Annotated in this window: 6 protein-coding genes; all 6 read right to left on the bottom strand. The window is 35.0% G+C overall.

Annotated features, from left to right (window positions below; translation table 11 throughout):
• Positions 1-173: 173 nt before the first annotated feature.
• The 6 genes from AC4PGZ_RS07070 to proA all read right to left on the bottom strand — a co-directional run bounded on the left by AC4PGZ_RS07070 (position 174) and on the right by proA (position 13,510).
• Positions 174-1,799, bottom strand: coding sequence for a PD-(D/E)XK nuclease family protein (locus AC4PGZ_RS07070; protein WP_492157933.1), 1,626 nt, complete (start codon positions 1,797-1,799; stop codon positions 174-176).
• Positions 1,800-1,897: 98 nt separating this feature from the next.
• A complete protein-coding gene (locus tag AC4PGZ_RS07075; protein WP_492157934.1) occupies positions 1,898-2,050 on the bottom strand; it encodes a hypothetical protein in 153 nt (50 codons plus the stop codon).
• 221 nt (positions 2,051-2,271) lie between these two features.
• Positions 2,272-4,053, bottom strand: coding sequence for a DUF262 domain-containing protein (locus AC4PGZ_RS07080; protein ID WP_492157935.1), 1,782 nt, complete (start codon positions 4,051-4,053; stop codon positions 2,272-2,274).
• Positions 4,050-5,357, bottom strand: coding sequence for a DUF262 domain-containing protein (locus AC4PGZ_RS07085; protein WP_492157936.1), 1,308 nt, complete (start codon positions 5,355-5,357; stop codon positions 4,050-4,052). The genes AC4PGZ_RS07080 and AC4PGZ_RS07085 overlap by 4 nt, the downstream gene beginning before the upstream one ends.
• Positions 5,358-6,061: 704 nt before the next feature.
• On the bottom strand, positions 6,062-7,276 hold the full coding sequence (locus AC4PGZ_RS07090) for a hypothetical protein (RefSeq protein WP_492157937.1): 1,215 nt from the start codon (positions 7,274-7,276) through the stop codon (positions 6,062-6,064).
• A gap of 183 nt (positions 7,277-7,459) precedes the next feature.
• Positions 7,460-13,510 carry an anti-phage protein ProA gene (gene proA, locus AC4PGZ_RS07095; RefSeq protein ID WP_492157938.1) on the bottom strand — a complete coding sequence of 2,017 codons (6,051 nt, stop codon included), beginning with the start codon at positions 13,508-13,510 and terminating at the stop codon, positions 7,460-7,462.
• Positions 13,511-13,576: the final 66 nt, after the last annotated feature.

The following is a 13,576-nucleotide window of genomic DNA, read 5'->3' on the forward strand; positions in this document are numbered from 1 at the left end:
CCTACCAATTCAATTAATTATTAGTTTCAATAGCGTTGTCATAATAAATTGAAATTTCTTTGCTATCTATAATCTACCCCTTTCAAAGTAAAATAATTACTTTTTTAACGATTATTATGATTTCATTTTTTGTATTAATTGAATCATTCCCTACATATGATATGTAAAAATATCTAATGCTTCTTTTCATTGCCTTCCAACATTTTTTTTGTATTGTAAATAGTATTTTGGAATCTTCTTTGCATTTCTTCCTCCAGCTCATTATCATAATCCTTTGTGTGCTTATACATTGCATTGATGAAATCTGTAAAATAAGGTACCCCATCATAGAGATCACTATTTTCAACAAAAAATCTGTGAATCTCTCTGTAATATACGATAGTATATCTTTCACCACAAGAAAACCCGCTTAATTCAATTCGATTGTAATTTGGTGAAAAAATAAAGCAACGTATATTTTTATTACGATACTCATCATCATTTGTGACAAACTCATAATATTTTTTCAGCTGTGACTGTACCTGATCACTGTATATATCATGTCGGTCACTAATTCCGTTAATACTGGATTTGATTTTATTTTCTATTACAACAGCATTCTTTTCATCAGAAATTAGCAAGTCAATATTTTTCTTTTCTCTTTCAATGATAAAGTCTGCTTGTATATCTATAGCTAAAACTTCATGTGCAAATCTGGAGAAAGCTTCTCTGTTTATATTAAAAAAGTAAGATAGCATATTTGAAAAAACGAGTTCATTATCTTCCTGCCTGATTATTTTTAGGAAATTGAAATACGGATCTGTTTTTATTTCCGGTAAGTCAGAAATTTTCTGTGTTGTATCAGTATCTTCCCATAACTCGCCATTCTCAATTATCCAGTTCAGATCAGTGAAAGAATCCGGCTTTTTACTTTCGTGGTAAAACTCTCTTAATGTTTGTTTGCCAAATCCTTTATTTGTACGAATGAAGAAAGTCGTTCCATCGCTGACAGATTCATCATCTGTAATATACATCTGTTTTTTGGGCTTAAGAACCTTGTCTGCAATAAACGTTGTGTAAGCATTTTTTTCATCTTCGAGGCTGCCGCGAAAAGAGTTTCCATTAAATAAATCTACAAGACCAACTCCTCCATATTTAAGACCCAGTGAAACTTGCCCTTCGTATCTCTCCGTTCGTGTGAGTCTGCAGTCAGCAAGATCTAGAATAGTTATACCTTCAGCTTTGGCAAGTATTTTATATATTTTCGAGGCAAACTTTCGTACCAGCAAAACAGTTATTCTATTTTCTCCATGTGATAATTCAATTGTTCCTTGCGAATTGAGATAAATATAATTCTTTCCATCATCTGCTTTATACAAGTTTATAATTTCGTGACCTATATTATCGCCCTCTGACAAATAGCCTCCGACATACATTTTATTAATTATTATTTCTCGACTCATATGTGATGGATTTTCTGTGATTGATTTTTCAATCTCTAGTGAATCCCCAACCTCTTCTGATGACAAAAACAAACGAAATCTTCTGAGGTGAGACATGTAACTACTGACCAGGAAATTAACGTTGCCAGTAGAATTATCAGTAAGAGCCTTAAATAATGCTTCCTTTGCAACACTCTCAAAATCAGTAGAGGTTACTACATTCCAAAATAGGTCTTTACTACCTTTTTTCCAAAGATAGAATGAATCAGAGTAAGAAGTGCTTACTGTTGATTTTGCAAAATCCTTGCTATGTAAAAAAACCTTATATATTGCACGCAGCTCCTCAAGTGACAATGCTTTCATCTTGTTTATATCCATGGTAGAAACTTCCCTTCCCCTAATCAAAGTTACTAATCCTAATCTTGCCCCTAGGATCGTTAATGTCAAATAGCTTATAAAACTATATAATCTCGCTTTCAATCGTGTTTTTGAGGCGCCTGTTCACTTATGCTAAATTCATCATGGGAATAATAATCTGCTAAATCTATATAATTATTAATTATCGCACTCTCAATAATCATATCTATTATTTTTTCATCGTCATGATACAGCCTGATCGGATTTTTCATCTCTCCTTCTAATTTAAAGCAAAATACAGCATACGAATCCATAAATGAACTATAGGATTTCTCTACATACTTGATTTCTTTCACCCAACTATTGTCATAAGTAAGAATGATCGATTTACCATTTTGTGGATAGTATAACTTGCACTCCATAGTTTTCCTCACTTTCAACTCTTGTAAAATAGCTTGTTGTATCAAATTGAATACCTCTTTTTTCTGCGAGTTTATGATAAAAGCAGTAGGAACATTTCATCTTTATGTTTATTTGCCTTTTCTTCTGTCCATTTTCCGTCCCCAAGTCTTGTCATTCTTTCCATTATTTTCAATTTTAAGCTTTGATTGATAATACTTGGATACGAATTGATTTTTCCAGCAGGTGGTAAGTTGGAAAACTTAGAGTTCCCAGAAACCGTTATTAATGCTAAATTGCCAAAGCTATTCAGATCGACATCTTCCCATCGTTCTCCTTCAACTGGATGTTGTGGATAGAAGTGCTCAATGGAACTTCTGAACTGGAATTGCCAGTCGTCTTGAATTGGCGATATAATTTCTTTTCCATCGTATGAATACCCATCCCTATAGATTAAATAATCGAGATAGGAAAATACAATTCTTTCAAATCCAAAACCATTCCTATTTTGGTAATCTGAATCAACAACTTTTTTCTTGCAATAGCTTTCCAGCAAAGAAATAATATCAGATGTCTCATTCGCTAACAAACTAGATAAAACAACAGTAATCCAGTGCATCGTCTTTGGTGATGTATATGTAATACGCAAACAAGATTGAAGAGTTCTTAGCTTTTTATTATCGTTACCTTCATCACTCAGCGTGCCAACGTATTTGGGTTTTTCGCTATTTTTTTTATTATCGCGATATTTCTCTAAACGTTGTAGCGACCATTTACCAGTTTCTTTGTAATCGCGAGCAAATTCGCGTTTCAGAATGTACTTGTCAAATAAGACTCTGCATTTTAACAAGTGGAATACGAAATCTTTTGCTTTTTCAGGAGATGACCAAGTCCATGATAAATTATTAAGAAAATATTTATCATCAAGACTTGAGTCTTCCTCTCCAAGTTTTCTCATAACCGCATTAACTTGCAACAGGAAATTTGGAAATGAAATAGTTGATTCAAAGCGTTCATTTTCATCTTCAGACTGAGATGTTGAAACATTAACCAATCTATTATTTTTTAATATATCAATCAGAGTTTTTTTATCTGTCGATTCATTTTCAGTCGAAATTTTGTATTTTATCGAGTCAAAATCAATAATAGACTGGCTTAAGCTGCTCCAGTTCTCCGTAAAAATACTTCTTCGAAAATCTATATCAAAATTCATTTGAACATACGAGTTCATATCAGAACATTTTTCCCAAATCATCGCTGCAACATTTCTTTCGATATCGCTTTCAAGCGTTTCCAATAGCTTAGCTTTAGCAATTTCGTGAAGTTCTAATTGTTCTCCACGAGTATTCATAATCTCAAAGTAGTGGTTTAAGTCAATATTCCGCGGAACTTGAACTTGTATAAGAAATACTTGGTCCAGCTTTTTTATAAATCCTTGTGTATCTATATTTTTAGTCTTAAAATAGTTTTCTATGATTTGAAAACCATTCGAGATTTCTGGTGCTGATAATTCTTCAATTAATCCAAAATTACTTCTATCGCTTACATAAGAAAGCGTACGATTTGATTTTTCACGAGCTTCAAAACGTAGAGCTTCTTTCGCAAATACAAACCCTAAATACTTTTCAAGAAGATATAGAGTCGTCAATCGTTGTTGTCCATCAATCACTTCATATACATTGTTGTCAGTTTGATTAACAATTAAATTTCCTAAAAAGTAGTTTTTATTAGAACCGTCAATAGAGCTTTCAATATCTTCAATTAATTGCACTATTTGAATTTCAGTCCAGGCAAAATTGCGCTGATAAATAGGCACCAGGTAATTGATATTATCAAAAACATTTGACACTGATACTATTTTTAACTCGTCTTTCATTTCTCCCACCTATTCCATCCATACAGCAATTCATATACTGCTTTGTATTTTTCTTTATTATTATTCTCGATACTTGGTTGATTAAGAGTAAGCAGTTTCAATTCTTCAGGATCTGTCATTTCGCTGATTGTAGTAAATAAATCAATCCCATAATTTAAACGTTCATGTTGACCTATTGAATATTTGTTAATCGTCTGCGGATAGACTGAATGCATTGTTAATCTTAATGAATAACTCCAGGAATAGAGTAGCTGCATCACAGATTGAGTTAAGCTCTCAAGACCAAACCTATCAGCAAAAAATACTAAAGAGCATTCATACAACTGCTTAATATAAATGTCGCCAGAACGTCTGCTTGGAATTTCATCTTCTTTATGAAAGCGATTTATCTGCTTCTGAATGTTTTCTAATAGTTTGCCATAATGAAGTGTGTAATAAAAAAATCGTCTCCCAGCAATCAATGGTTGTGTCAATTGAAATTGATTCAAAGATTTCGAAGCGAGTAATTCGTTGCTACCATTTGCATTAAATTGTTCTACATATAGATTACTAGCTTTATGATAGACTGAATAATTATAGATATTAACTCCCTTAATTCCTTTAAACGAATCAATTTTACTGGAGGAATAACCTAAACCATTTTTTCTTCGATACCATCGTGTTAATGGATATAAATAATTTTTGAATAAATCATCTAAATCATCTTGATTAACATTTTCCCATCTATTTATAATCTTTATTTTTAGATTTTCAACTTCACTATTCATTTCCCGCAAATGATATGACTTAAGCAAATCATGAGGAGCTAAATCTTTTCCTCGAGAATTTTGAGAATCAAAAAACTGAAATGCCTCTTGTTCACTGTCAGTTACAATCTGAACTGTAGTGCACTGATTCAAGAGATAATCTTTATATTTTTGACGTTCATTAATCAATAATTCATTAGTTCTTCTATAGAGAACTCCAAAATTTGTAACAATATTATCATTTGATAATTTTCCATATTTTTCTTTTAGCATACTTTGGTTATCATCACCAAGACAATATAGCAGAATTGACAGTGTGGTAAGTCTTTGTTGTCCATCAACAATATTGTACTTTCCGGTACTTGCTTTATGTAAAATGACTGATCCAATGCGGTATTCACTGGTTCCATCTTTAAATGCCTCATAAGTGTCAATAAATAAAGTATTGGTTGACTTGACACTCCAGCTATATGGCCGCTGATATGAAGGCAAGGTTAAATCCATTGTAAATAATTCTTTTATTGAGGTTATTTTTAATTCATCATGAATTAATGCCATTATACTTCGCCTCCTGTTCTCTTTTAATAAACACCCTCTATTGTCTGCTCAATGTAAGTGCGTTTCTAAAACTATCGCTATCAAATGTTATGTACCACTTCGGAATAACCAACAAAAGGTATCAGTATAGGATATTTATCCTCGTATTCCTCCTCATTGTTAAATAGCTCATTTTTTAAGGATATTAAAACATATGCTTTGCCTTATTAATATTTCTACGGTCTGCCGTTCTGACATTGAGGACATTTTCTTTGAAAATTTTTCTCTCTTTATAATCATTTTTTCCTTAATCATACGATTTAATTTTCGATTTTCATTCTTGCTTATACTTCCTATCTTATCTCACTTTCTTTATATCTGAACGCTGGGTTTTTAGAGATAAAGAAAGTCCAGTGTGTGAAGGCCCCGGAGTGAAGCAAGACTTTATTTTAGCTCTACATTTTCTTTTTTAAGAGCACTATTTTCTTTGTTAAGGGTACTACTATGTCCATTTTGCCGGAATTTGGCCAACTGATGGCAGATGGCCTATTTTCAATCTACGTAAGCGGAAACATTTCAAAGCTTATGGGTTGAGACGTTGATATTAATGTCTTGCCGCCATGTAAATGGCTCGGCAAGACAGGAAGTACGTTATATCTTCCTGTCAGTATCTGGAAGCTGGTCTACGAATCCTTTAACTATAGCTCCAATTTTGAACCTTCCCCCTAATTACCCACTAAATATATATTTTCTTTATCAAAGCATATCTGCGAAGTATGGTTATAAATCTGAACCATATCCTGCATTTTTTCAACAAACATACCTGTGCCCGGATTTCCTATTGCAGCAAATGCCCCAACAGATTTCTTCTCCATTCCGATAGCATTGCTTATTAAATGAGCGCCTTTATCTTGAAGAAACTCGTCAACCGGCCCCTTCTTCACAAGAGGAATATTACCAATGAACTTACCAGCAGCTTTGCCTGCGGTACCCAATCCTTTTACCATATTTGTTTCCAGCGCAGAGTTACCCATCTTTTCAAGACGAATCGAACACTCTTCAAATAAGTCTCTATATGCTTGTGACATTTCTCTTATATCATCTTTAATACCTGTGATGTATTCTTCTTTAAAATTACCGCTTAGCATAATTTCCATAAGCGATGCCAAAGAGAATGTGTAAAGCGATAATCTATAATATTTGAACTTTTTCTCTAAATCAACCAATGTTGAATTTACTTTATTCTGAGCGACGATGAACTGTTTCGCTTTAATGACCTCATTAACCTTCTTCTGATATGCGTTCATATTCTTTCTGGCAGTTCTTTGAATATCCAAGGCTAGTTTGTGGTTACTAGCAACGAAATGCTCATTATCCCAGTTGAGCTTATACTTCTTGACAATATTCATCAGTGTTTCTACATCGGCTTCGATTTCTGATTCTTTTTCAACTTCCAGAAATGATAAAATTTGTTTTTCCATTTCTGCAATATTACCGAGTTCTTTTTCAATCGAGAAAAGCGCTACTGCCATCATCATTATGGCTGGATTAATTGCAGCCACTGTTGTAGTTGTAGCAGACAATGGGGCTGCTGCCTGAAGTTGTGCAAATTTTGATGCACCATCAGCAGTCTTGAAAGCTCCCCAAAAATTACCGTTTTTCGCGACCTTAAGAACATCACCAATGCCTGCATTAGCTAATTGATATAAGCCCTCTGTGGCAAATGTAGTTGTCTGTGTGACAGTGTTCAATGCTGGAATAAGCGATGACACCCCAGCTCCTAGAGTCGATAACTCTGCAATTGGTACGCTTAATGTGTTCTTACTATTTAAAGTAGCACGCGCATTCAACAGCATTCCCTCTGTAAGTTCTATTAAATCGTTTTCTGTTCTAACGACCGCAACCTCATTAGAATCATTAATGTTTACAATTTCTCTCATGTTATTCCTCCAAAATAAGATTTGACGAAGACATTAAGTACCTCATTATAATATTTGTAATTTTCGCGAATATAGTTTTACTTTTCCTAATCCTCATAATCTCCCGACGTCAATAAAACCGCTGTGGGGTATATTCGCTTTCAGGGACCAAGCTCTTGATTGCCATTTATAATCAGGGAAAAGTTATTTATTATTGATATCTCTTATAACAAGCCTCTTCTGTTCATCCACCACTATTTCTCCAGTCTTTCTTCCAAATTTCAATCCTCGATCTACCGCCGCGACTAATGACACCCCGCTTCTAGCGTATCCCATAGTCCGAATAGTTTCCTTAATTAAAGAATCTTTGTCTAATGGTCCTTTTTCATGTAAGGTCACACATATAGCATTTTTTAATTCCTGCTGACATATATCATCTACCGACCTCTTATCATCTGAATTTGCATCACTCCGGTAAACTCTATACTCATCAATATCTTGATTGTCTCCCCAATAGAATTTCGTACCTGCCTGTTTATTGCTTTTTAACACGACCGTTTTAAGGGCTTTCTCCGTTGCTTCAATCGTCTGTGTACTCGAACGTCCGATATCAAATGAGCGTAACACTTTCTTTACTAATTGATCATGATTTATCGGAGCTTCCATATCTATAATTATTTGTATCCGTTCAGCAATTAATTTAATAGAATCTTTCAATATATAGTCTGCCGTCGATATAGGTGTAATTTCAACATCAGCTGATACATAGTCTTCCACTTTATATTCCAAATGTTCATGTTGAGTTATTAAATTATTAATCTGTGGATTTTCTGATTTTGCTGCAACTTTTAATCCCACTTCATCTGCCAACAGAACATTAGGAGCAAAACGGTTATCAACATATATACCAGTCTTTTTCGTCTGTTTTACATCTCCCTCTACTTTTCGATTTTCTTCACTATTATCCGAAACTGTATCTTGCAAATCAGATTCATTTTTAACTTCAGCAACAGATTTCAAAAAGTCTTTGCTTGCAGTCAATGATTTCTCTTCCGCTTCAAAATTAACATCCACAACATTTTCACTATCTTTCTTTGTTTCATTAATACTTTCTTTTGGATTATTATTTAAATCCAAGCCCTCATCACATGACTGCTGATATTTTTCATAAGCAATAGCTTTTTCTTGTTCAAGAGTCTGCAATAATTTATATATTTCTTTTTCTCTATTATCCCACCAGTCCATTGTCCAGACACGATGGAGTTTCCATCCAAGTCCTTCAAGCAGGCTGATTTGAGCAATCTCTCTGTCTTTAGTATTGGTAGATCTTCGATACGATTCTCCATCTAACATAATACCAAGCATATACTCATTTTCTTTGTATGGATTTATAACAGCTATATCTAATTTGAACTTAGAGTGTCCTACAGCTTTCTGATAATTATACCCCGCATCTTCAATCTGTTTGCAGATATGCTCCATAATGCCCTGATCCTTCTGAACTCTGCTATCAACATATTCTCCTATAAGTCTTCCTTTTTCAGAATACGAAAGGAAATTCTTAAGCGATTCAACGCCCTTAGACCTTGTACGCCTCAAATCAATCATGTCAGATGTCATAGTGGTAAATACCAGCATTTCTAATCTCGCTCGGGAAACAGCTACATTTAATCTTTTCCACCCACCATCTTTGTTAAGCGGTCCAAAATTAAGGGAAAGTTTCCCTTCTGAATCTGGTCCAAAAGCTACTGAGAAAAGAATAACATCTCTTTCATCACCCTGCACATTTTCCAGATTCTTTACAAACATTGTTTCTTCTCCAATATTTGCCCAATTATCAAAATCCTTATCCTTTTGATATTCCTCCTGTAGCAAGTCTTCAATCAAAGACTGCTGACTAATATTAAAAGTAACCACACCAATAGTATGATTTTTCAATTTATCATCTCGATATCTACGCTTAATCTCCTCTAAAATAGCTTTTGCTTCGCCTTCATTTACACGGTTTTTTCCACGGTCAAAAAATCCGTCAACTTTTATAAGATTTACGCATTTCTTCCTGTCGTTTACAGAAGGAAAGGTAAGCATTGAATTTTCATAAAACTCTTTATTGCTAAATGCAATAAGACTCTCATGTTTGCTTCGATAATGCCAGTGTAAATGCGTCTGTGGTATCCCAAGGGCCAGACAGTCATTCAGAATACTATCTAAGTCTTCTATATCAAGATTATCTTCATCTACAGTATTCCCTGAAAAGAAACTGGTCGGCGGCATCTGATTAGGATCTCCAACAACAACAGCATTATGTCCTCTTGCAAGTACACCTACTGCCTTGCATGTCGGCAACTGAGAGGCTTCGTCAAAAACTACAATATCAAACAAATCATTTTCAGCTGCAAGGTACTGTGCAACAGAAATTGGGCTCATAAGCATACATGGGCAAAGTTTAGATAGAACATTAGGAATCTGCTCAAACAATGTTCTTATAGACATTCCCCTTCCATTACTGCTGATAGCTCTACGAAGTATATTTAATTCTTTACTTATTTGTACTGATTCCTGCCCTGTCGGTAACTGATGGGTCAGTACATAGTACATCTCTTCTTTGGTTAATTCCATAAATTCCTGGTCAAGCTTTTTAAACTGCAAAATCTGCTCATTAAATCCAGTTCCTGTAAATCCATTTAATATTGGTTCATTTTCAATAACAGAAAGAATTATGTCTTTGTATATAGACCTGAGGTAAATATCCTTTACCTGATCATGTGGTATACCAGCTGTATAAGCATCACAAATAGGACCAAGGCCTTTATCCCTGCAGTCTTTTTCAAACTTTTTGAAAACAATCCAGTCTTTAATTGAGGAAGCATGATCAAGAATACAGTGACAAAGATTTAATCTATTATCAATCCAATTATCCTCATCATCAAATACCAGTTTCAATAGTTCAGTTAACTCTGATTCCTTCGCTTCTGCCGCATTAAAATCATCGCCAAGATATTTTGCTGATTTAACACATTCTCCCAGATTGTCACATGATTCCAATTTCCTTATCGCTCCCGCAAACTTATCCATTGTTTGAAGCTGTTCTTCTACAAACTGTTGATATTGCTGGAGTTTTTCTTGCGTTGGATATTTCTGGAGCAATGCCTTCCACTCATACGGAAGCTGAGATTCCATAGTTTCTATTTCACCAAGTTCCTGCTTATAGAAAGTCACTTCTGTAAGGTAAGCAGGTATTTTATCTGTCTCTACTCTAAAAGATGAGTATGCCTGCAACTCATCGGTTAACAGTGCAATCGCTTTTCCTTTGCCAAGAAATTTTCTATTTGCCTTATCATATTTTTCTTTAAAAACACTCATATCCATCAATAAGAAATGTTCATTCCATTTTTGCATTAAAATTTCTTTTTTTGAGGCAAAAGCATCCCTTTTTATTATGAAGTCTTTAATGAAATAGAACTCTCTATCAACTGAATCTGTATTTCTCAGAAAGTCTGGAATTTCCTCTATTCTAATTATGCTACAGGCAAGATCATAGGCAGCTTTCAATTCACTTTTAGTTACAGTATTTTCTAACTCCATCTGCTGGCTAAACAAAAGTACAGTTTTCATAAGCTTCTCTAATGAAGTTTTATATCCAATAACCATATTTTCAAGATCAAATTTCATTCTCTGACTATATTCTGTCTGATGAACAGCAGCCAAAGGGTGATTGTGTGGATGCCCGACCACTTTACCAGCTGCAATTAATTGCTCCAGACTATGAATCTGATGCTCTAAATTGTTTTCAGTCAAAGTATTTACATATGTGTGATCAAATCTGACATCCTTGCCTAGAACAGGTACCATCTCATAAAGATCCATTAGCTGGCGAAGACTTTTTCCAAAAGGTCTCTTAACATGCAGTGCCTTTGAATATGCATCAAGATTAGCCCTCATAATACGAATATCCTGAATCTTTTTGTCATAGTCTGTTTCTTTTCCCCCGGCACTAAGTTCCAGACCGCGCTTTAATTGATCTAATACAGCCTTTTTCGTCGCTTTGTTTGAATGAAGTTCCATACAAAAGTGCTGAATACCAAGTGATGCAAGACGTTTTTCTACCACCTCAAGCGCAGCCATTTTTTCTGCAACAAAAAGTACTGTTTTTCCCTTTGTCAGTGCATTAGCAATCATCGCAGTAATAGTCTGTGATTTTCCAGTTCCCGGTGGTCCATGAAGTACGAAACTCACACCTTCAGCCGCCATATTAATTGCTCTTAATTGTGAAGAGTCAACAGTTACAGGCAAATATGCTTCATCTGTATCCACTTTATCAGGAATTGTACAATCCCAATCCACCGTACCGTTCATAAGGCCACGTACTATTTTATTATTTTCCAGAAACTCTGCTCTATTATGAATATCATTCCACATAACAAATTGTGAAAAAGAGAAATTTCCGATGAATCCTGCCTCGATAACATCCCACATATGCATATTCATAACAGAATGTCGTATAATCGCAAAAATCTTAGGCATATCTATTCCATGTTCATCTACCGGAACTGGATTTAAACCATTTATATGTATTTCAAAATTTTGTTTTAAAAATTCAAGAAGAGTTATGTTGATCTGCGCGTCCTCATCGCGCATATGCATAGTGTATCCCTCACTTGCAGATTTCCTTTTAATGTCAATTGGCACTAGAACAACTGGAGCATATCTGGGTAATTCACTTTTCTTGTCTTCAAACCAGCGCAAGAGCCCCAATGCCAGGTAAAGAGTACTTGCACCATTTTCTTCCATTGATGTCTTTGCAGAGCGATACATACTTGTAAGAGACTTACTAAGTTCCTTTTCTGTATATAAGGAATGCAGCCTGTGGCGCTTACTCTCTAATTCTATGAAACCCGCAAATGATCCCAGAGAACCCAAAGCTTCAACAGGAATTCCACTTTCAGAGGAAATGGACATATCTGCCGGTCTTGGCAACACCTTAAATTCTGCGCCCTCTGCCAATGCATCTTCTAATATGCCTACATCTGAAGAAAGCAGCGGAACAATACCTTTGGTTAGACGCATATTAATGAGCATATTTCTCATGCTCAAATCGAGAAGTTTACGCTCCCATTGCATCTGCTTTGTAACCTGCTTTTTTTCACCCGAGTTATTTAAATCAAAAGCGTCTCCAATCGCTGTCGGAGCACTGGTAATATCTTTTTCTTTTCTATCTTCATGCTGAACTTCAAACCCTGCATCCGTTTTTATACGCACAGGCAAAGGCCTAATACCCATGCTTCTTGCTCTAACAACATCGATAACAAAAGCAAAATTTTCGTAGTCAGATACATGCCGTTCTGCAATATTAATTGCATCATCAAAATCGTGTGTCTTTCCTGCACACATTGCCGTACATTCTACAACAATTAACTCATTAATTCCTTTTGACATTCTTTTTTCTAATTGTGAAGGGTCATCCATAATCATGTCAGCAAAGGATTCATCAATTAGCCATACCCCCGCAAATATATGGCCTCTCTTCATAATCATAATAGGATTTAGCCCCATTGCTTCCAGACATGCAACGTAAAGAAGTGTCATGTCCATGCAAGTACCCATGTGATGCTCTAACACCGAATCAGCCAATCTGATACGTTGTCCAAAATATTCAAAGCTCGATGGAGGTTCGGCATATGTAATGTTGCATTTTTGAATAGCAGCATAAGCAGCCGCTGCCATTGTCTTTACACGATTTATGTCTTTAAACTGGTATCCTGCAAGAGAGGGATCACTTGTCCAATTGTCTAGATATTGTGACGTCAGCTGCAAAAGATTAGTAATTACTGGATGATTTGGCATGACAAAGGCTGACAAAAGCTCGGGTGTATACTGCAGACCTGGCCATTGATCGAATGCAAACACGGTAATATCCTTTATTTCCGAAGCAATAACTTCTTCGTCAAGATATACTTCTACTCTTAATTTGCAGATACTTCTTTCTGTTAATAGGACAAGATAGTCAGCATTTATTCCCACTTTCAAGTTTTTAAAATGGAGTTCTTCTCCTGGTTGTATTTTTTGAATTCCAAACTCAAATAATACAACCAGTTCGTTATATGAATCAATCTTCACCGTCAAGTTTTCAATATCATTCTCGGAAATATTCTTCACACAGATATCTCTTACAATGTGAGCACCATTATGATAAATTGCATAATTCAACACATCATCTATATCACAATTTATTTCTATCCCTTTATTTGTAAGCATTTCGCTCTCCTCTCCTGACTGCATTCTCCCTCAACTTATTATATTAGTTTCTGCTGTTTTATATTG

Source organism: Proteocatella sp. QWL-06, from assembly GCF_058684135.1.